Origin of the sequence: Prosthecobacter sp., assembly GCF_044226605.1 — a bacterium.
Taxonomy (GTDB): Bacteria; Verrucomicrobiota; Verrucomicrobiia; order Verrucomicrobiales; family Verrucomicrobiaceae; genus Prosthecobacter.
Window position 1 is genome coordinate 113,063 of sequence record NZ_JBGAGS010000001.1, and the last position, 21,005, is coordinate 134,067.

At 59.7% G+C, this 21,005-nt stretch carries 19 protein-coding genes; 5 read left to right on the top strand and 14 right to left on the bottom strand.

What is annotated here, in order from left to right; translation table 11 throughout:
- Window positions 1–40 precede the first annotated feature (40 nt).
- From radC to ACILSO_RS00435, 9 genes are all read right to left on the bottom strand, one after another.
- A complete protein-coding gene (gene radC, locus ACILSO_RS00395; RefSeq protein WP_395735379.1) occupies window positions 41–736 on the bottom strand; it encodes a RadC family protein in 696 nt (231 codons plus the stop codon).
- Between the two features lie 48 nt (window positions 737–784).
- The gene (locus ACILSO_RS00400; protein WP_395735380.1) at window positions 785–1,795 is read right to left on the bottom strand and encodes a polyprenyl synthetase family protein; all 1,011 of its coding nucleotides are present in this window, start codon (window positions 1,793–1,795) and stop codon (window positions 785–787) included.
- A 101-nt stretch (window positions 1,796–1,896) separates the two neighbouring features.
- Window positions 1,897–2,520, bottom strand: coding sequence for an N-acetylmuramoyl-L-alanine amidase (locus tag ACILSO_RS00405; RefSeq protein ID WP_395735381.1), 624 nt, complete (start codon window positions 2,518–2,520; stop codon window positions 1,897–1,899).
- Between the two features lie 6 nt (window positions 2,521–2,526).
- Entirely contained in the window at window positions 2,527–3,027 is a 501-nt protein-coding gene (locus tag ACILSO_RS00410) for a LysM peptidoglycan-binding domain-containing protein (protein ID WP_395735382.1), read from the bottom strand.
- 39 nt (window positions 3,028–3,066) lie between these two features.
- The gene (locus tag ACILSO_RS00415) at window positions 3,067–3,474 is read right to left on the bottom strand and encodes a hypothetical protein (protein WP_395735383.1); all 408 of its coding nucleotides are present in this window, start codon (window positions 3,472–3,474) and stop codon (window positions 3,067–3,069) included.
- Window positions 3,475–3,608: 134 nt separating this feature from the next.
- Window positions 3,609–4,031 (bottom strand): type II secretion system protein, encoded by a 423-nt coding sequence (locus tag ACILSO_RS00420; protein ID WP_395735384.1) that lies wholly within the window; start codon window positions 4,029–4,031, stop codon window positions 3,609–3,611.
- A gap of 155 nt (window positions 4,032–4,186) precedes the next feature.
- Entirely contained in the window at window positions 4,187–4,924 is a 738-nt protein-coding gene (locus ACILSO_RS00425; RefSeq protein ID WP_395735385.1) for a TlyA family RNA methyltransferase, read from the bottom strand.
- A 12-nt stretch (window positions 4,925–4,936) separates the two neighbouring features.
- A complete protein-coding gene (locus ACILSO_RS00430; protein ID WP_395735386.1) occupies window positions 4,937–5,506 on the bottom strand; it encodes a hypothetical protein in 570 nt (189 codons plus the stop codon).
- A gap of 47 nt (window positions 5,507–5,553) precedes the next feature.
- Window positions 5,554–6,444: a hypothetical protein gene (locus tag ACILSO_RS00435; RefSeq protein ID WP_395735387.1), complete on the bottom strand. Its 891-nt coding sequence runs from the start codon at window positions 6,442–6,444 to the stop codon at window positions 5,554–5,556.
- A 320-nt stretch (window positions 6,445–6,764) separates the two neighbouring features.
- Here ACILSO_RS00435 and ACILSO_RS00440 point away from each other — a divergent pair, with 320 nt between their 5' ends.
- The 3 genes from ACILSO_RS00440 (at window position 6,765) to ACILSO_RS00450 (ending at window position 9,154) form a co-directional block, all read left to right on the top strand.
- Entirely contained in the window at window positions 6,765–7,043 is a 279-nt protein-coding gene (locus tag ACILSO_RS00440; protein ID WP_395735388.1) for a hypothetical protein, read from the top strand.
- A gap of 99 nt (window positions 7,044–7,142) precedes the next feature.
- Complete coding sequence (locus tag ACILSO_RS00445) at window positions 7,143–8,387, top strand: MFS transporter (RefSeq protein ID WP_395735389.1); 1,245 nt, start codon at window positions 7,143–7,145, stop codon at window positions 8,385–8,387.
- Complete coding sequence (locus tag ACILSO_RS00450) at window positions 8,384–9,154, top strand: carbon-nitrogen family hydrolase (protein WP_395735390.1); 771 nt, start codon at window positions 8,384–8,386, stop codon at window positions 9,152–9,154. Before ACILSO_RS00445 ends, ACILSO_RS00450 begins: the two co-directional genes overlap by 4 nt.
- A gap of 6 nt (window positions 9,155–9,160) precedes the next feature.
- Here ACILSO_RS00450 and gmk read toward each other — a convergent pair whose 3' ends face one another.
- Window positions 9,161–9,763: a guanylate kinase gene (gmk, locus tag ACILSO_RS00455; protein WP_395735391.1), complete on the bottom strand. Its 603-nt coding sequence runs from the start codon at window positions 9,761–9,763 to the stop codon at window positions 9,161–9,163.
- Window positions 9,764–9,854: 91 nt separating this feature from the next.
- On the opposite strand from gmk, the gene ACILSO_RS00460 reads away from it, so the two are divergent.
- Entirely contained in the window at window positions 9,855–11,204 is a 1,350-nt protein-coding gene (locus ACILSO_RS00460; protein ID WP_395735392.1) for a Gfo/Idh/MocA family protein, read from the top strand.
- A gap of 57 nt (window positions 11,205–11,261) precedes the next feature.
- Here ACILSO_RS00460 and ACILSO_RS00465 read toward each other — a convergent pair whose 3' ends face one another.
- The 3 genes from ACILSO_RS00465 to ACILSO_RS00475 all read right to left on the bottom strand — a co-directional run bounded on the left by ACILSO_RS00465 (window position 11,262) and on the right by ACILSO_RS00475 (window position 16,474).
- On the bottom strand, window positions 11,262–14,333 hold the full coding sequence (locus ACILSO_RS00465; RefSeq protein ID WP_395735393.1) for a protein kinase domain-containing protein: 3,072 nt from the start codon (window positions 14,331–14,333) through the stop codon (window positions 11,262–11,264).
- A gap of 42 nt (window positions 14,334–14,375) precedes the next feature.
- On the bottom strand, window positions 14,376–15,104 hold the full coding sequence (locus ACILSO_RS00470; RefSeq protein WP_395735394.1) for a sigma-70 family RNA polymerase sigma factor: 729 nt from the start codon (window positions 15,102–15,104) through the stop codon (window positions 14,376–14,378).
- A gap of 95 nt (window positions 15,105–15,199) precedes the next feature.
- Window positions 15,200–16,474, bottom strand: coding sequence for an efflux RND transporter periplasmic adaptor subunit (locus tag ACILSO_RS00475; RefSeq protein WP_395735395.1), 1,275 nt, complete (start codon window positions 16,472–16,474; stop codon window positions 15,200–15,202).
- A 123-nt stretch (window positions 16,475–16,597) separates the two neighbouring features.
- On the opposite strand from ACILSO_RS00475, the gene ACILSO_RS00480 reads away from it, so the two are divergent.
- The gene (locus ACILSO_RS00480; RefSeq protein ID WP_395735396.1) at window positions 16,598–17,401 is read left to right on the top strand and encodes an alpha/beta fold hydrolase; all 804 of its coding nucleotides are present in this window, start codon (window positions 16,598–16,600) and stop codon (window positions 17,399–17,401) included.
- A gap of 67 nt (window positions 17,402–17,468) precedes the next feature.
- On the opposite strand, the gene ACILSO_RS00485 is transcribed toward ACILSO_RS00480, so the two are convergent.
- The gene (locus ACILSO_RS00485) at window positions 17,469–20,948 is read right to left on the bottom strand and encodes a PAS domain S-box protein (protein WP_395735397.1); all 3,480 of its coding nucleotides are present in this window, start codon (window positions 20,946–20,948) and stop codon (window positions 17,469–17,471) included.
- Window positions 20,949–21,005: the final 57 nt, after the last annotated feature.

Sequence of the window (21,005 nt, forward strand, 5' to 3'; positions counted from 1 at the left end):
TTGAGGCTTCCGCCATCTGGAGCTTTCATGAGTGAATCAGCTACAACATCCCGTGCTCCTTAAAGCTGAAATACGGCTGCGCCCGTGAGGCTGAGGGTGCACCCACGATGAGGTGATCCAGGAGCTGGATGCCCACGGCCGCTGAGGTATCCCGCAGGCGCCGGGTCAGGCTCCGGTCGGGCTCGCTTGGGCTGGGGTCTCCCGAGGGGTGGTTGTGAACAAGGATATAGCCGTAGGCGTTGTGAATGATCACCTTGCGAAGCAGATCGCGCGGCTCGGCGATGCATTGATTCAAACTGCCTTTGAAAACCTCCTCGCTGCGCACCACCGCCAGCTTGGTGTTGACGAGGATGATGCGGACGGATTCGTGCCCCAAGGCCTGCATCTCCGGGCCGATGTAGTCGTAGATGAGCTGCGGCCGGTCGAGGATGATCTCCGCATGGGAAGGTTCCTGCGCCGAGCGGCGTCCAAGTTCAAAAGCAGCGGCGAGCAAGGCCGTTTTGGCTGGGCCGAGGGCCTTGATCTTCCTCAGTACAGCCGGCTCCAGGCGGGAAAGGTCACGCAGTGATTTGTAGTCGCGCAGGATGCGCTGGCCGATCTGCAGGGCGTTTTCTCCTTTGGTGCCTGTATTGATGAATAGGGCGAGCAGTTCGGCATCCGAGAGCGCCTGCGGCCCCAGGCGCAGCAGGCGCTCGCGCGGGCGGTCGTTTTCCGGGATGTCATGGATGCGGCTCATGAGTCGATGCGCTGTTCTCAGTCCACCGTTTGCCGCAATTCAAAAGACTCAATGGATGGCCCGGCACTGATCCAGCAGGCTGTGCAGGTAGCCGACAATGTCTTCAAGCGCCTGCCGATGCGGAGACGCGCCGAGACACATCAAATCGGCACGGGCTTCAAGGAGCATGTTTTGAGCGAATTTCACCGCGCGCTCCACCGCCCCCTCGTAGTCGGCAATGCCGGCGAGAATGGTGGTGTCCATCGGCTCTCCTTTGAGCAGCATGCGGTTAAGCTTCTGCTTCTGAGCGTCCGTGGCGCCTTCGAGAAGGTAAAGGATGGGCAGCGTGAGCTTGCCGCGAGCCAGATCAGTGCGGAGGGTTTTACCGACCGTTTTTTCGTCTCCGACGATGTCGAGGCAGTCGTCGTAGATCTGATAGGCGGTGCCGAGTTTCAGACCGTAGTCACGCAGGGAAGCCTGCACGGCATCGGACTGCTGATTGAGACGTGCCCCGAGCTCGCTGGCAGCAGCGAAGAGCGCGGCGGTCTTCATCTCGATCATCTTGAGATAATCGGTAACAGAGAGGTTGAAATCAAAACGACGTTGAGTCTGAAGGATCTCGCCGGTGCAGACATCTCGCGAGGCTCTGGCGATGGTGCGGCAGACATGAGTGTCGTCAAACTCGGTGGCGAGTTCGAGCGCATACGCAAAGAGGCTGTCTCCCAGAAGGACGCTGAGACTGCTGCCCCATTTCGCCACCGCCGTCGGCTGGGCACGGCGGATGTCCGCGCCGTCCATGATGTCATCATGCACCAGAGAGGCGATGTGGACGAGTTCGAGGATGACGGAGAGGCGCGTGTGCCCCTCATGCGTGCCGCCAGTGGCACCGCCGGCAAGGACAGCGAGGGCGGGGCGTATGCGCTTGCCCGAGGTCTTGCAAACATAACTCACATAGCCTTCGACACCGGGATCAAAGGCACGTGCCTGTTCAAGGATGGCAGACTCAACGCGCTCCAAATCCGCCCGCACAAGATGAAACGGGAAAACAGGGTTGCTGGCGTTGATGACTGGGGCTGGCATGGGGACTGCCTATTCCATCCACCACGGCAGGGGCTTCGTCAAATGCCGCGCAGAAGCCTCGCAAAGGTGAATTTTCAAAAGAAATGAAAGCTGCGTCTGGCTCACTTCCCTCGAGCAGTCAAAAGCCCTCGTATGATGGCATCTGCCAGCTTCTGGCGGTGGCCGGGATCAGCGCAGCGCCGGGCCTCGCGCTTGTTGCTAAGATAACCGCATTCGACCAGCACGGCAGGCATCTCTGTCTCACGCAGCACCTTGTAGTCTGCATAAAAAGCTCCCCGGACACTGCCCGAAACGCCGCTTTGGAGCGAACGGCTGATGGAGGTGGCGATTCCTCTGCCTCGCGGGCTGCGGAAATACACCTCACTGCCGGCGATGCTCGTCTTCCGCGAACCGTTGAAATGAATGCTGACAAAAATGGATGAGGACGAGCGGTTGGCGATGCGCGCCCGCTGCCCAAGCTCCACAAAGGTGTCCGTGCGGCGGGTCATGACGGTTTTGAGGCCCCTCGCTTTCAGCCCCGTTTCCACGCGCATGGCAACGTCCAGGCAAAGGTTTTTTTCAACCAGCCCATTCCATGCAGAACCGCCATCCCTTCCGCCATGCCCCGCATCAATGACCACGGTGGAAAAACGCAGAGGCTCGGAGGCGACTGCCTGCACTCCCGCAGCACCGCCCAAGATCAACGCCAGGCATGCTGCCGCGATGCAAGGGAGTCCATGACGCACAAGTTCTCAGGGAATCTTGAGGGTTTTGCCCGCCCGAATGAAATCGGAAGAAAGGCCGTTGGCCGCTTTGAGCTTAGCCACCGTGGTGCCGTTTTTTCTGGCGATGGCCCCCAGGCTGTCCCCGCTCTTGATGGTGTAGGAGCCACCTTTGCGGGATGAGCTTTTGCCCGCAGTAGCCTTGCTCTTGCTCCCAGACTTTGACGAAGTCTTCTTTTTCGAAGAACTGCGCGAGGAGGATCCGCCATGAGACGAACGCCACGATGAGTAGTCCATGCCAGCCCCCTGCCCGCCTTGGGCCGCCCAGTCGGTTTTATAGTCGCCGTTATCCGCGAAAGGATAGTCCGCATGTCCCATGCTGTGCGCAGGAGTGTCCGCGGAGCCATGCAGATTGATGACCGGAAGGTCCTTTGGCAGTCCCTTGATATGGGAGGAACTTTCACACGCCGCCAGCAGCAGCAGCGGGACAACCAGGCAGGCTCTGAAAAGATGGGGCGTGAGATGATTCATGCGTGATGATGCGCCATTTACGCCGCTTTTTTTGATGAATCAATTGGCAGGACGGAAACGGCTGATGCGCTGCTTGACCCGCGGCACGCCGTTTTTGTCCTTCGCCAGAACAATGGTGCGCTCGTGGTAGTAGCTCGCGCCGCTGCCTGGCAGGCTGTAGCGCCAGTTGGCCACATCAGCGCCGGGGTCGTTGCCTTCCATCGGATTTCGGATGGTGTTGAAGACGGCCCTGCCATCCATGCCCACCTGCACCATTTTGAATTTATGCTCTGAAAACCCCTGGGAGAGGCGCGTGCTGGTAGAACCGATATGGAACATCGCATTGATGGAATCCGACACGCTGTAACCATAGCTGACCGTGAAAAACAAAACGATGAGCGCCGGAATGACGAGGATGACAGCCGGGGTGAAGAAGTACCAGTTCTTTTTAATGAAAGCAGAATTCATGAAGAGACATGCTGGTGGAAACGGTGGCGGCAGGCAAGGTAAAACACGTGGCAAATTGAACTGCAGCCACAGGCGAACAGGCGGCCGATTTTCCTCAACCGCCGTTTATGCCAGCACCGCGGCCAGTAGACCCGTCAGAGGCGCTGGCCGCCGCCGGTCGAGACCTCTTCGCTTGTGTACACCAGCTGGCCATCGCGTACCTGGAGGTACTTCGCAGCCCCCTTCATGTCTTCTTCGCTGAGACCCGGCACCACAAAAACGCGGCCTCTCATCGCACCACGAACGGAAACACCGCCGCGAACGATCGCACGCACAGTATCCATCACGCTGTCTCCTTGAACGAAGTCCAGCTGGGCAGCCTGAGCCATCATGCAGGTGGAGCAAAGCTCCTGGGCATTTCGACGATCACGAGCGGCGTATACGGCATCGTTCTGGCTGATCATCGGCACGGCGATGCCGACCATCACTCCGACGATTGCCACAAACATCAGTACCTCAAAGAAACTGAACGCTGAGCGAGCCCGGCGATGCAATGAAGAATGGGTGAGAGTTTTCATGGCGCGTTGTGTCTGTGATAGTATTTTATGATAATTATTGCAACCGTGCAACCCTAAATTGTCAAATTTCGGTAAAACAATCGATGCAGCGTCGCAAAAATGAGAGAGTCACTCTACTTCCGGTGAAATTTATGATTTTTAATCCGGGTGACGAGCTAGGATAAAACTCGGAACCACGCCAGAAACTCGCGATTTCCGTCGGTTCCTTGAAGAGTAGACTCGATCAAGCCCATCCATTCCAAGTGTGCTTGGGATCGCACAAACGCTTCGATGCGCGAACAGGCTTTGGCATGCAATTCCGGCTCTCTGACAATGCCGCCTTTCCCCACCTCCTCGCGAGACAGTTCGAACTGGGGCTTGATCAAAACGACCGCCTGCCCGCCCGGCCTTAACACCTGCAGCACAGCAGGCAGGACGAGTGTCAGAGAAATGAAGGAGAGATCGGCAACGAGAAAGTCAACTTCCTGGCCAACATCCTCAGGCTGCATGTGGCGGAGATTGAACTGCTCACGAGAGACGACGCGGGGATCGCTGCGAAGTTTCCAAGCGAGCTGATTCGTCCCCACATCAAAGGCGAACACTTTGGCCGCACCGCGTTGCAGCAGGCAGTCAGTGAAGCCCCCCGTGGACGCTCCGACATCGAGAGCGGTCATGCCGGTGACATCGATTTCGAAGTGTTTGAGGGCGCCCTCGAGCTTCAAACCGCCACGGCTGACGAATCTGGGACGCTCCCGGACAACGATAGGCTGCCCTTCGCCCACGAGCCAGCCAGGCTGCGTGATGCGTTTACCCATCACGCTGACCTCACCGGCCATGATGAGGCGCTTGGCCTGCTCGCGTGAGGGTACAATGCCGAGCTTCAGCAAGGCGAGATCGAGGCGTTCACGCGGCATCTTGAAGAACAGCTATTTCCGAACGGCGTGGATCAATTCGTCTCCGGGCTCAATCCGGACGCCAGGAAGCACCGCCGAGGTGTCGATATCCACGACAGACTCAGCGGCATCGATGGTATCCCCGACGATCACACGGCCGACAAGCCCGCTGCCACGCCGCACGTCGAATTTGGTGCCACTAGTAAGCTGCTTGTTTTTGCCCGCATCGATGACGGCAAACCCTTCATCGTTGTGGACTTCAATCACTTTGGCGAACACGGGCATGCCCATGACCTGCTTTTGCAAATCGGTCAAGGGAGCGGCGGCAGGAGGTGGAGAAGGATATGTAGCGGGTGTACCCGGCATGAGAGAACTGCCGGCCAGAGGTGGCACCGCGCTGGGAGGCGCTTCGGGCGGAGGAGGCAGTGCAGCCACCGTACTCGGCTTGAGCGGCATGGCCGCCTCATGAGCAGCCTGCTGCCGGCGAACCAGTTCGAGTTCCTTGCGCGCTCCTTTGGCCTCCTCCCCAGCTTCCCATGCCAGATAGCCGGTGATGGCGAGCAGAATAACGGTCAGAGCCAGGGCATAGTGAGAAAGACGCATGGTGCCATGCTAGACGAAAGCCTGCTGCTGATCAACCCTTCTCCCACTCAGCGCAGCAGTCCCAAAAGCTCCCGCATGCGCAGTTCGATGTTCAGGAGGCTGGCCTGAACGCCGGCGAGCCAATCCATGTCTGCGCCGTGGGGGTGCTGCTGCACCAGCTTGTCCGTGGCATTCAGGGCTGCAGCGAACAGAGGCAGGCTTTGCTCCAGATCGACCACCAGAAACTGCCACTGGTCTTTTTCTGCCTCCGCAAACTGACGCAACACATGCACGAGATGCGCGGCAAGGTCAGCAACGGTGGAGAGCAGGCGCAGGACTGCGGGGCGGGTGCGCACTTCTTCATTAAAAACGAGCAGGCTCTGAAACCGGCGCAGTTCTTTTGCCAATGCCGCGGAGCGGGGGACGGGATCCATCTCCGCGCTGCCTCTAGGCTTGGCAGGGGTCTTGCGCGGTGGCTCGATGGCATGATCCCGATTCACGATCGCGAAGGGATCGCCGCCCGGTTTCGCGGGTTGAAAAGGATCGTCGAACCCAGGACTGTGCAGGGCGTCGGCAGCTTTAGAACTACGGCTGGACCCCAGCAAGAAATGCTTCCGCCGCGCACGATTCTGACGCAGCAAAGCAGCCTCTTCATCTTTGCTCAGCTGCCAGCGCGGTGAAGATACCCGCAGCTGCAGGTGCCAGGACTGAATCAAAATGCGCTGGTGCTCCTGATTGAACCACTCAAAGAAGAGGAGATTCTTCAATCCGGGAGGCTCGGGGAGAGTCATAACGGTTCCTGACTGCGATCTGCGACGCGGGAGTTTTGCCACGCGGTAGGAGGCGGTCATGAGGCCGCCGTAGCCATGCTGCATGTGGGCGATGGCATCGACATGGCCTTCATTGCCATCAGGCAGCGGGTTGTGAAAATCCACGCGGCAGCCAGCGATGTCGCGCAAGAAATTACCCACCAATTCGACTCTCACGGGCTGGTTTTCTCCAGCGAGATGCAGCACACCTGTAACCAATCCGGGCACTTCGTTGGAAAGGTACCCACCCAGGATGGATGATTCGAGGCAAATAATCATTAATTGTCATATAAACTAGAGGTCAGAAGCGGACGCCGCAAGCAGACAGTGCCCAAAACAGAGCAAAAAGTGGCCCTCAATTGGGCGGGGGCACTTTTTGTGGAACTGTGGCAAGATTGCTGCTTGTTCCACAGCCGATGTGATGGTAAGGCCCACTCCCCCTAACCTAAAACCCAATAAAAAAACACTCCATGAAAGACCTCGTATACCTCAGCCGCTCCTTCGTTGAATTTGGCCCCTTCGCTAAGAAGGAAATCATCGATTTCCAAAAGCGTGGCCTACTCTCCGACAGCGACTACCTCCGTGATGAAGGCAGCGACAGCTGGGTTCACTATCAGGAATGGCTTACAGTCGTTCCGATGCCTGAGCCAAAACTGGTGAAGACCCCTGCTGCCAAGGCCGCCCCCGCCGCCAAAGCGGCTCCGGCTACCAAGGCTCCTGCCGCCAAGAAGACGAAGAAAGTCGCCTAATCAGCGGAGAGGCCTCGTGCCTCGCTAATTCGATCTCGCGTCTGATGCGCGTCCCGCCTCCGTGCTGGACGCGCATCTTTGTTCATGCGAATAGCCCGCGTGACCGAAGCCGATGCCATCACCACCCGGACCCTGCGCAATGAACTGTGGCGCTCGATTCCGTCCGGGGTCATCGACACCCTGACCGCCACCTTCGGCATGCTTATCGCCGTGCGCGTGTTTCACATGAGCGACAAGGCGAAGTCCATCTTCCTGAGTGCCACCAGCGGAGGCATGGTGGCCAGTTTGTTTGTGGTGCCGCTGCTGCTCCGGGCCCAGAGCACCATTGCAAGGACGGCTGCCAAAGTACAACTGCTCGGCGGTGCCTGCATGGCCGTTTCAGCGGCGTTTCCACACGATCCGCTCCTCTACATCGGCGGTCTCAGCCTGGGGTTGTTCTGCTTCACCATGCAGATCCCGCTGATGACGCAGATTTACCGCATCAACTACCCTGCCCCTAAACGCGGCAAGCTCTATGCCGTCACGGGGGTCACCCGCGCCGCAGCGGCCATGTGTTTCGGTTTTGTGGGCGGGAAAATGCTCGGCTGGGACATCGACAACTACACCTGGCTGCTGTGGGCCTTTGCCGCGAGCGGCTTCATCTCCGGCTTCTGGACCTATGGTCTGCCGATCACTCCATGGGAGGCCCCGGAAAATTCCAGCACCAGCCTCTGGAGTTCCATGCGCTGGGTCAAAGAAGATCCCGACTTCCGCACCCTGCTCATCTCGTGGATGATGATGGGCATTGGCAATCTCGCCGCAGCATGCCTCTTCGTGGAATACCTCGCCAATCCCCGGCACGGCATCAACCTTCCCGAATTTGAGGTCGCCTGGATCACCGGCGTGGTGCCGGTGCTCGCCCGCGTCATCTTTTCGTACCCCTGGGGTCTGGTGTATGACCGCTTCCACCTCTTCACCGTGCGTGCGGTGCTCAATGTCTTCTTTGCCGCGGGCATCCTGTGTTTTTTCCTGGGCCACAGTCTCTTCTGGTGGACCTTCGGCATGGCTTTGTGGGGCATGGCCAATGCCGGCGGAAACGTGACGTGGGCACTGTGGGTTACCAAACTCGCCTCGAAGCATGCCGTCGCGGAATACATGAGCGTGCACACGTTCCTCACCGGCCTGCGCGGCCTCATCGCCCCCACCCTGGCTTTCACCATGATCAAGTTCATGTCGTTTGATGCCTTTGCCATTGTCTGCGGCATCGCCATCCTTTCCGCCAGCGGGTTCATCACGGTGCGTGCGCGCAACAGCTCTGAGTCCGCCGACCGCCTTCGCCCGGGTGCCAGCCAAGAACGCCTATGAAACTCCATCTCGTCCAAATCGATTCCGTCTGGGAAGACCGAGCCGCCAATCATGCCAAAGCGCGCACTTTGATCGCCAGCGCAGCCCCTCAGCCCGGCTCGCTCATCATCCTCCCCGAGACTTTTTCCACCGGCTTCAGCATGAACCTCGCCGTGACCGCCGAACCCGAAGGCGGGCCCACCGAGCAGTTCCTGCGCGAAATGGCCGCGCACTATCAGAGCTGCGTCATCGGCGGTGTCGTCACACAAACCGCCGACGGCCTCGGCAAAAACCAATCCCTCGCGCTCGCGCCCGATGGCAGCATCCTCGCCCGCTACACTAAAAACTACCCCTTCACCTTCGGTGGCGAAAGCACCGTCCACACGGCAGGCACAGAGGTCGCCCTCTTCGAATGGCAGGGTCTGCGCATCGCACCGCTGATCTGCTATGACCTGCGCTTTCCCGAACTCGCCCGCAGCGCCGTCCGCGCAGGAGCCGAAGTGCTCATCTACATCGCCGCATGGCCGGTAAAGCGCATCCATCATTGGATCTCGCTCCTGCAAGCCCGTGCCATCGAAAACCTCGCCTACGCGATCGGTGTGAACCGCTGCGGCACCGACCCCGACTTCACCTACACCGGACGCAGCCTCGTGGTCGATCCCCACGGCCTCGTCATTGCCGATGCCGCCGAGCAGGAGTGTGTCGTCAGCACCCAGATCGATCCTGCCATCGTCCGCGCATGGCGCGCCCAGTTTCCTGCGCTCAAGGATGCAGGCATGCAGGCTTGATCACCATCACATCAAGCTCGTTCTCATTCTTCCCGCTTCGAGGATCGCATCAAACCTCCGCGCATCCGTCTCGCGGTCGCCACTGACCAGTACGTAATCGTATCGGCGCCAGTGTTCCATTTCTGCCGCGGCGTTTTGCATGCGCAGCTCAAAAGCGGCTGCATCCTCCGTGTTGCGTCCGGACAGGCGGTTGCGCAGTTCGTCCAGGCTTGGAGGCAGCACAAAGATTTCCAGCAGGCAGCGCTTCACCAGTTCATCCTCGCAGGCGCGCACCTGCATCGCGCCCTGGACATCAATGTCCATGATCACATCCACCCCGCGCCGCAGGTTTTCATACACATAGCTCTTCAGCGTGCCATACAGCCGGCCATGCACACGGGCGTATTCAAACAGCTCGCCACGCTCCACCCGAGCCAGAAAGTCTGTCTCGGTCAGAAAAAAGTAGTCCTTCCCATCCACTTCGCCTGTCCGGGGAGCGCGCGTCGTGCAGGAGACGGAAAACACCGCCTCACCGCGGTCACACACTTTCCGCGCCAGCGTGGTCTTGCCGGTGCCCGAGGGGCCGGAAACGACGATAAGCTGGCCCAGGCGCTGTTTTGAAAATTCCATCCTGTCGAATACTCACGCGAACACCGAGTGCAAGAGACTTGGCAAATGGACAGTAATGCTCCACCCTTCAAACCCATCCCGTAAATCAACCATGCAAACCGCATCCTCACGCCGTCAGTTCGTCAAAGTGGCCGCCGCCTCGGTGGCACCTCCCTTCATCCTTCCCTCCCGCGTCTGGAGCGCTGAAACCGCCCCCAGCGAGCGCCTCACGCTCGGCTTCATCGGCATGGGCAAAATGAACAGCGGCCACCTCGGCAGCTTCCTCGGCCGCAAGGAAGTGCAGATCGTCGCCGTCTGCGATGTGGACACCAACCGCCGCGAGAATGCCAAGAAGACCGTCGAAGAACGCTACGCCAAAGACAAGGACGCCGGTTTCAAAGGCTGCGAGGCCTATGCCGACTTCCGCAAGCTGCTTGAGCGCAAGGACATCGACGCCGTCGTGATCGCCACGCCTGACCACTGGCATGCCTTCATCGCCATTGCCGCCATCAATGCAGGCAAGGACGTGTACTGCGAAAAGCCGCTGACCCACAACATCCACGAAGCCCTGACCCTGATCAACGCGGTGCGTGGCAGCAAACAGATCCTGCAGACCGGCTCCCAGCAGCGTTCCAGCAAGGAATTCCGCGTGGCATGCGAACTCGTCCGCAACGGCATCATTGGCAAGATCGACCATGTTGAGACTCAGTTCGGCGCTCCTGCCAAGCCGAATGCGAATCCAGAAGAGCCCATGGAGCCTGGTCTCGACTGGGACATGTGGTGCGGCCCGGCCCCGCTCGTGCCCTACAGCAGCATCCTCAGCCCGCGCGGCGTCCACAATCACTTCCCCGCCTGGCGCATGACCCGCGAATTTGGCGGCGGCATGATCACCGACTGGGGCGCTCACCACATCGACATCGCCCAGTGGGGTCTCGGTGAAGACGAACACGGCCCGGTCGAAATCATCGCCCCCGAGAAATACGCGGACGCCACCGACGGCGCCAAGCTCATCTACGCCAGCGGCATTCCTCTTTTCCACAATGGCAAGGGCAAAGGTGTCTCCTTCTTCGGAGCCAATGGCGAAGTGCATGTGAACCGCGGCAAGTTTGAACTCGTGCTCGGCGGCAAGACTATTCATAAGTTCTGGGACAAGGATGCCGACAAAGGCACATCCCTCGACCGCGAAGTTGTCCTGACCGAGCGCGAATACCTCGCTGACGCCAAGGTGAAGCTCTACAACTCCAAGAACCATCACGAAGACTGGCTCAACTCCATCAAGACTCGTGAGCGGCCGATCTGCGATGTGGCCATCGGCGCCAGCACCGCCATCTCCTGCCACCTCATGAGCCAGGCCTACTACCATGGTGGCTCCATGAAGTGGAACCCCGAGAAGCACGAGTACGTCAGTGGCGGCGATGCCAAGTGGCTGACCCGCGACTACCGCGCCGGTTGGGTGGTCTAAGCATCCGTCATTCCGTTCCCTTCAAGGCGGCCTCATGTGAGGCCGCCTTTTTTTGCGCTACGGTTTGTCAGCACCACCGTCAGTTCGAGGAGCGGGCAACGCTGCTCTTATCTTGTCCGCCAGCGCTCTGGCCTCCTGCTCGCTGATCTCGACCGTGCCACCCATGATCGGCGCCTGGATCATCGGTGCTGCATAAAGCTTTCCGTCGATGATGATCGCCAGGCGCTTTCCTTTGCCATCGAAAGTCAGCTCTCCAAAACGCTCGCTGCCCTTGCCAGTAAACGAAAGGCCGATCCGCAGCCCTCCCCGCTCCTCTCCCTCACTGCCGATCACGCCCACCAGCTGCACATCGTCCTGGGTTATCCGGATCGTCTTTTCGACGTGCAAAACCTCCCTCTGGGCCATGCTTCGGTGTCTGTTTTCCAGCCTCATCTCCTCCGTTTCATCCGAGGCCGCATCACGCACCCAGCGCATTTGCATAACTGGCCCAACCGCTGGCTTGAACGCCTTTGCCGCAGGATGAACCAGCGCCCAAACCTTCTCATCGAGCGCCACGCACTCTTTCTCAGCCGCCTCACGCTGTTTGGCCTCAGTCCGCGTCAGCGAATTGGACATTTTGCGATCCAGTTCATACCCGTGCACCATCAGCGCCTGTGCCTCCGTGCCCTCTAGCAAAACAGCCAGCTCCTTCATCTGCGCCAGCCTCTCCACATTAACCGCTCCGCTTGCTTCAGGCAGCCCCTTCACCTTGGCGGAAGAGTCCACCAAGCTCTTGATCGAATCCATCACCTGGCTGGCCTGCCACGGCACCGGCTTAAACGATTGGCCCGCCTTCTGATAAACCAGCGCCAGGATCTTTTGTTCGATATGATCAAACTCCTCGATGATCACCTCATGCCGCGCTGGGTCAGGATGTTTGCTCAAATTCAGAAGCTCGCGGTCAAGTGACTCTCCACGCTCCATGAGCTCTTGCGCCTCCGTGCCTTGCAGCAACATGGACAGTTCCCTTCTCCTGCTGCTACGTTCCGCGAGAATGGCCTGAAGGGGATCGGTCGCATCGTCAGGAGGCAGCAGAGATTCGGGAAGCGCTCGGATCGAGTCCACGATCTCCACCGCAGCGCGCGGAATGGGCTTGAACTTCCGGCCTCCAACCGATGAATCCTGCACCAGCTTGTAGCGCAGTCTCACCCCCGCTTCAGACACACTCAGGATCTGCAGCATCCCTTCCGCCCCCTCGCGTGTCTGAAAAGCATAGGTCGCGAACTGTTTGTCACCCGCATACAACGTTTCGGACAAACGGTTGATCGTGCCGCTAAGACGTTGCTGAACTTCCGTAGCCGTCAGCATTCCCCACGCATCGCGGTCCAGCGCCTCGGTCTTAAGGCCAAGCACCACCAGCTTGCCAGCATCTCGCGCAGGAGCATGCACTGCATCCATGCCAAACTCCATTTCCCACGAGAGACGCTTGTTCACCGCTTGCGGCAAAAAGTTCCCGACTTTGCCCGTGTCAAAATCGAGCAGCACATTCGGCGCGATCTCTCTCTCAGTCACAACGCCAAAGCTCAAAGTGGAAGCCTTCGCTTCCGCATGCTGCACATCCTGCCCAAAAGTCATGACGATCAAAAGCGGTGCGAAGGTGATGAGAGTCTTTAATACCACACAGCAAATGATCCAGAGACCCATCGTGCGAGTGGCCTGCCGTGCTGCACGGCGTTGTGACCACACAAACAGGGCGAACACCAGCATCACATGCAGCAGATTGGCCACGTTGCTCAGGCTTGAACCCAGGTACATAACCTGCTCTGGCATTCGCTTGATGCGCAATGCGAGCTGGTGACTCATAAACCAGGACTGCAGTACGGTCACTGGTGCGAATCCAAGATAGGCGATCATCCAAGCGAAGATCGCGCGCGCGATCGGGTTGAGGGGCACACCCGAAGGCTCCTTCCACACACGCCAGAAGGCGATGACTCCGGCTGCAAGAGAGGCGATGGCTCCAGAAGTAGCCAGCTCATGATCCCATTCACCGGGCCCCGCCCCCCAAGCGGACAGTCCATAGGTCCCCATCGCCATGCACACACCGCCAAGCACAAGACAACTCGCCGCTATCAACGGCCAGCGCCACACCTCCATGAATGACTGCTGGCGTGCCGCCACACACCCAGGCCCCGTTCTCCCCACCGCCTCCACCCGCGTGCGAAATTCCACGGCCGTCTGGTATCGCAGCTCCGGCGTCTTCTCCAGCGCACGCAGCACAATCTCATCGATCCGCACATCGATCTGCACCTTGCGCGAAGGCGGCACCATTCCTTCACCCGGCCGCTCCCCTGTCAGCATCTCATAAAGCACCACCCCTAGGCTGTAAATATCCGCCCGATGATCGGTCGTCGCGGCACCATCATGCTGCTCCGGTGCCGCATAGTCGGGCGTCCCAAACCCCAGTGATGCGGGCACCTCTGCCCGCAGTTCCGGGTCATACACCACAGCCTCACTCTCACGCCCATACATCTTCGCAATCCCAAAGTCCGCGATCTTCACCGTCCCCGCTTTATCAATAAGCAAATTCTCCGGCTTGATATCCCGGTGCACGATGCCGTGATCATGCGCGCATTGCAGCGCCTCGCACACCGGCGGGATGATGCTCAGCGCCTCCTTCGGCGTGAGATGCTTCGTCTTCAGCAGCTGCCGCAGATTCACCCCGTCCACGAATTCCATCAGCAGGAAATAAAACCCGCCCGCCTGCCCAAAGTCATACACACCCACAATGTGCGGATGATTCAGCGCCGCCAGTGCCTGCGCCTCCTTTTCAAACCTCGCCGCAAACTGCGGATCATCCGCCCGCTCCGGCGCCAGCAGCTTCAGGGCCACCCAACGGTTCAGCGACTTCTGACGCGCCTTGTACACCACGCCCATGCCTCCGCGTCCCAGGCACTCCATGATTTCCAACTGCGGAAAATGCGGTGCCAGCTCTGCTGGCGTTAGCATTGGCTGCGGCGCGGCGCTTTCTCCCGCCTGCGTAGGTTCAATAATCTGCGCCATCAGGCAGCGCGGGCACAGACCATCCAGCGATCCCGGCGGCAGCGTGGCGGAGCATTGCGGGCAATGTTTGACGGTGGATGAATCGCTCATGTCGATACCTGATGGAATGCCGGTCAAACCTTACACATTTTCTTATCCGCCCAGCGCCGCAAAGAGCGTCTGCATCTCATCTTGCACGCTGGTGGGGTCCTCCAGAGTGCCGGCCACTTCGTCCTTCACAGACTGACGCAGCCGTTTTTTCAGCCGATGCACCGCCACGCGAAAAGCCTCCACCTTCATGCCACAGCCGGCAGCGAGCGCCCCTTGATCGCCATAGGTCGAATCCCCCGTCAGCAGAGGCCGCACGCTTTCAAAAAACTCTCCCCGTCCCTCCCCACAGCATTCCGCACGCAGCGCTTCCATGCCCCGCTCCAGCACCGTCACCGCCCATTGCCGGTCAAATTCAGCATCAGGCGATGAAGCTTTGACGTCCGGCACCGAGTACGCCTCCGGATCATCCAGCGTTAGTGCCACCACACCTCCGCCACGCTTCAGCCGTCGTGCCGCGTCCCGCTGATTGGCCATGAAATGCTTCACCGACCCCAGCAGATAAGAACGAAAACGACCCCGCTCGCGCTCCGCCGTGTGGATCGTCCCGCCTCCCAGCATCTCGGCAAAAAAAGTATGGCTCATCTCCCGCGCTGCATCCGCATCCCGCAGCACCATGCGCAGATAGGCCACCACCGGTTCATAGTACGCATCACACAGATCCGCCAGCGCCCTGCGCCCATCCTCGGAATCCGCCTTCGCCATGGAAACCCGCGTCCACCTCGTGGTATGAAACGGAGAGCCTTGAAGAACGGCTGCTGCTGAGGTGGTCATCAGTTTTGTCTATGCTGCACAACTTGATGACGTTTGGGAAGAAGAAGCTTACACACAATCTGCAGCCCAGGGCTGTGACAGGCGATGTCCTGCCTCTATTTCGGCAGCTCACGCTTCACTACTTTGGTGCCATTCCGCACGGTGTCCGGAGGATGCATCAGGACTTCATTTCCCGCCTTGAGGCCTTCCAGCACTTGCGTGAGCTTGCCGTCTGTACGTCCCGCCTTGACCACTACGGCCTTGGCGCTGCCAGCGTCATAAACAAAAGTTTTCCAGTCGCTGCCTTCTCGAAAAAGTGCTCCAGCCGGCACCAGCAGGGTGTCATCGCTGTGCCAAACCGCCACGCGTACCTCCACGCGGTAGCGATCCCCCAGCGCCTTCAAGGCCGGGGTTTGATCCACGAAATCACTCAGCACCAGCACGCGCTGCTCTTCGACTCCCAGTGCAGACACCTTGGTAAATGCCGCGGGTTCCACGCGGCGAACTCGCGCCTTTGCAGGCTCATCTCCACCCCACTGCTCGACAGTGACCAATGCTCCGGGCTTGATGCTTACCGCATCTCTCGACAAGATTTCTGCCTCGATCTCCAGGTCCGTGGCATCACCGATTTCCAAAATCGGCGCGCCGGGCGCCACGATCGTGGCACTTTCCTGCTGCACGCGCAGCACCACGCCGCTCACAGGCGCGCGAACTTCAATGAAGGCCCCGCCTGCGCCTGGTTTGTCGATCTGCTGCAGTGCGGCCTTGGCCTGCTCGAGTTCAAAGTCGGCCACCTGGAGGGCAAATTCGGCCGAGCGCACTTCACGCGTTTTTATCTCGGCCTCCCGCTCAAAGGTGTCGCGATCCGTCGCGCTGATGGTTCCCTTGTCCGTGTTGTTTTTCACACGGTCCCAGTTTGCCTGCGCATATCTCAGCCCGGTGCGGGACATTTCGATGTCTTCATTGGCGCGGCTGCGGGTGGCCAGCGCTGCGTCCACACGGGCCTGAGCCTGCGCGCGTGCGCGCGCGTCCAGGAGGGGCGATAGAGTCGGCTCAATGCGTGCGAGCACCGTTTCACCCGCCTTCACAGCATCCCCCGGTTTCAAAACCACGCGCTGCATGCTGCCCGCCACCGGCGCGGCGACCACATGACGATTGCGAATGCGCGTCTTGCCTTCCTCAGACACATAGACAGTCAGCGGTCCACGGTGGACCACACCGGTCTCGACCTCGACCGGACGGGGCTGGAGGGCATAAAACATGACCGCCCCCAAGGCACCGAGCACCGTCCAGAACAGCAGCTTGCGAGACAGACTGCGGCGTGTGATCGGGGCTTTCGCTTCCCAGGGAGGAGCGGCGGCTTTGGATGAGTCGGTGGAAACGTCTGGCATGGGTGCTCCTACTATGCGCGAAGTTCGTGCAGCGGCAGGTGATTTTTACTTGTCGCACCGGGGCTTCCCTGTTCAAATCCGCTTCTCTTTCCACAACCACGCACAACCCAGCCCCTAAACGCCATGCCTCACGTCGAAACCAACGGAATCAAAATGTTTTACCAGGAACGCGGCAGCGGCGAACCGCTCGTCTGCATCATGGGTGTCACGGCCCCGGGCGGAGTCTGGGATGCGCACGCGCAGGCCTGGGAAAAGCACTTCCGCTGCATCCTCGGAGACAACCGCGGCGTCGGCGAAACCGACAAGCCTGCCGGCCCCTACACCACCGCGATGATGGCCGACGACTATGCCGGCCTCATGGACAAGCTCGGCATCAAGCAGGCCCGCGTCGTCGGCTGCTCCCTCGGCTCCGTCATCGCCCAGCAGCTTGCCCTGCGTCATCCTGAAAAGGTGAAAAGCATGATCCTCATGTGCACCTGGGCGCGTCAGGACCGCTTCGGCCTCTATACCTGGCAGCACCTCATGAAGGCGAAGGCAAACATGCGCCCCGAAGATTTCATGCAGTGGATCCAGATGCTCATCTTCACCAAGCCCTGGTTCGACAATGACGACTGCTGGAACAACATGCAGCAGGGCCTCAAAGACGCCGCCACCAACTCCGCCCCGCAGCCCCTCCACGCCACGGAAGCGCAAAGCGCCGCCGCCATGACGCACAACACGCTCAATGATCTCAAAAACGTCAAGTGCCCCACCCTTGTCATCGGTGGCAAGGATGACACCTTCACCCCGCAGTGGATGGGCAAGGAAGTCGCGGCCGCCATCCCCGGCGCCGATCTTCACCTCTACGACAATGCCGGACACGCTTTCCATTGGGAATGCCTGTCCGACTTCAATCCCCGCACAACGGAGTGGCTGCTGAAGCATTGATCTGACCTGGCATATGTCGCCAGAAAAACAGGCACGCGGCCACGGAGCTCGCGTGCCTGTTTTGTGTTCAGGTGCCTCCTTTCTTATCAAATGGGAAACGACAGGTCACGACGACCCCCTTTTTGGGCTTGGCTTTGACCACCAGCCGCGCACCGATCAGGTTGGCGCGATAGTCCATCACCCTCACGCCGATGCCGTTGCTTTTCTTTGCCTTGGACTTCTTCAGGCCAGCGCCGTCGTCTTCAATGCGCAGCTCGCACTCGGTCTGGCTCACATGCTGGAGGGAAAGCGTGACCAGCGTTGGTTTGCCGTGCCGCAGAGCATTGTTCACCGCTTCCTGGGCGATGCGGAAGAGATGTGTTTCGATGTCGCTGGACTGAATCACGATGCTGGCATCCACATCGCACACGCAGGGGGTTCGGAAATTTGTGCGCACGGTCTCGGCCAGCAGCTGCAAAGCACCGACAAGGCCGCGGTATTTGACGCTGGTGGGCGAAAGCCCATGGGACATACGGCGAACCTCGGAAATGGACTGGCGCAGAAGTTCATGAATGCGCTGCGCCTGCTGGCGGGGCTCGCCCTGAAGATCTGACTCCAAGGCCTCCAGCAGGGAGACGATGCCCGTCATCGTCTGTCCCACACCGTCATGCAGGTCATGCCCTACGCGCGCCTGCTCCTGCTCCACCACGCGCAGCACTTCCTGCTGCAAGCGGTTGCGCTCCGTCATGTCCGTGCCGGTCACGACTATGCGGTCCAGGGTTCCGTCCGGCTTCAGAGTGACGGTGCTGCGCAGCTCGACACTGCGCCACTCACCATCCTTGGTTCGCAGCCGCGAGTCGGCAGGCGGATTGGTCTCCCCACGAAGGAGGCGCTCAAAGCGCTCCTTCGAACGTGCCGTTTCCGCCGCGTCCATCAGGCCGATCTCCCACGGTGTTTTGCCGACAATCTGCTTTTTGGTGTACCCCATGGTGGTGTTGAATGAAGCGTTTGCGTGAACGAAGCGGCCTCTCAAATCCAGCACGACAATGAAGGCGGAAGTATGGCTCACGAGCGCCTCGTTGTAGGCCAGTTCACGCCGATATTTAAGCTCCACCTGCTTGCGCTCCGTAATATCCTCCACCACGGCAACGTGCCTGACTGGCGGCTCTCCAGGCTGCCACATTGGCGAGACGGTAAGGTTGACCCATGTCAGCGATCCATCGGGAGCCACGATGCGCTTTTCCATCCTGAAACTGGAGATGCGGCCGGCTTTCAGATCGTCCATCTGGCTCAAGTCATCCTGCAGATCGTCCGGATAGGTGACATCCATGAAAGTAAGCTGCAGCAGTTCCTCACGTGTGCGGCGGTTGATTTCGCACATCCGTTGATTCACGCTGAGATAGCGGCCGGTGAAAGTGTGGATCACCGCCACGCCCACGGCCGCCTGTTCGAAAATGGCGCGGAATCCCTGCTCGCTTTCGAGCAGCGCCTGCTGGACCCGTTTGCGCTCCGTGATGTCCTCGATCACGGCGACGTGGCGCAAAGGCGGCTCTCCGGGCAGCCACATGGGAGAAACTGTCAAATTCACCCATTTGAAGCTGCCGTCTGGCAAAACATTTCTCTTTTCCAAGTTGTAGCTGCGAACTTTTCCCGCCTTCAAATCCTCCATGCACTGGAGTGATTTCTGCAAATCTTCCGCGTATGTGACATCCTTGAAGGTCCGTTGCAGCATCTCCTCGCGCGTCAGCTGATTGATCTCGCAAATGCGCTGGTTGACGTTGAGAAAACGCCCCGTGGCGGTTTCCATTTCGGCCACGCCAACAGCAGCCTGCTCGAAGACCGCACGAAAACGCTGCTCACTTTCGCGCAGGGCATTTTCCGCCCTTTTGCGGTCGGAGATGTCGGAGATGGTGCCGGTGATGCGCACCGCCTCTCCCTTCTCATTCCAATCCGCCTCGCCACGGGTGAGAAACCAATGGTACTCGCCATTTTTCATGCAGAGGCGCAACTCCACCTGATAGGGTACGCGCAGCTCAAAGTGCGCTTTGCGGGCAGCCTGGACCCGCGGCCAGTCATCAGGGTGCAGGCGCGACATGAACGATTCCTGGTCCTTGCCGAGATTATCCGCCTCTGAGAATCCCAGCATCTGTTTCCAACGTGGAGAGAGATAGGTCTCCCCCGTGACAATGTTCCACTCCCAGAGTCCGTCCGTCGTGGCACGCATGGCGCGCGCATAACGTTCTTCGCTGACCTGCAGCGCTTGTTTGCGCTCTTCATTTTCAATGGCCAGAGCCGCCAGGCGCGCTGCAGCGGTGATGGCCTGAATTTCGGCCTGGTCTGGCGAATGGACGACACGGCGGTAGCAGGCGAAGGCACCGAGCACCTGACCCGAACCGCTGACCACCGGCTCCGACCAGCAGGACAGAAGCTTGGCTTTTTCCGCCAGCTTGTGGAAGGTTTCCAGACGCGGTTCCGCCAGAACGTCCGGACAGATGACCCGCCTGCCACTGTAGGTGGCCACGCCGCAGACGCCGATGTCCGGAGAGACCGGAGCTCCATCCAGCGCCTTCCGCACATACTCTGGCAGACTGGGCGCCGCCTGCATGTGCAGTCGACTGCCGGTTTCGTCTGCCAGCATGACGCTGCAGCGCATGCCCGGATGCCCGGCCTCGACACTGCGCACGATGGCCTCAAGCACGGCGGCGCATGGCGCCCCCTGCACAATGAGCTCCAAATTGTGCGCCTCACGTTCCTCAGCCGCCTTGCGTCTGGAGATATCCTCCAGCGTGCCGGTCATGCGCACGAACTGTTTCTGCTCATCGCGGCTGATGGCTTTGCCACGCCCCATCACCCACTTCCATGAACCGTCCTTGCAGCGCATGCGAAACTCCCGGGCGAAGCTGTCAGATTTTTGAATCTGATGGTCGTGCATGTCCGACTCGATCCCAGGCAGATCCTCCGGATGCACCGCAGCGCGCCAGCTTTCGGTTGAGTCGTCCACGGGTTCATTGGCACCGTAGCCCAGCATCATTCTGTACTGGCTGGAGCGGAAGATTTTGTCCCGCGCAAGCTCCCAGTCCCACACGCCAAATCCGGAGCTCTCAAGCGCAAATTTCCAGCGCTGCTCTCCTTCCTGAAGGCGCTGCTCGGCAAGCACACGCTCCGTGACATCGCGGCCGACCGACTGGGTTTCGATCAGCTCCCCCCGCGCGTCAAAAAAACCGCGATTGACGAACTGCATCCAACGCTGCTGCCCTTTACCATCGTAAACACGGTTCTCGATGACCACGACGGGGTTATGTGGCGCGATCAGTTTCAGCCGCGTCTCGATCAAAGGCAGGTCGTCCACCACGGCGTTGGGCCGCCAGGACCTTCCGATTATATCGGCCCGTTCCTTGCCAAAGAGACGGCAAAACACTTCGTTCACATAGGTCAGCGTGCCATCGGGAAGAAAACGGCAGATCGTTTCCGTCAGGTCCTCCACCACCGTGCGGTAGGGATCTGGTGCCAGCATCGCGTGCGAGGCTGCAGGCGGCGGCGCAGGGAGTCGGGACTTGCGTGTCTTCATTCTGGCATTGCCACAGCATACCCCGCCGTGGCTCACTCTCTATCGCAGAGATGCACG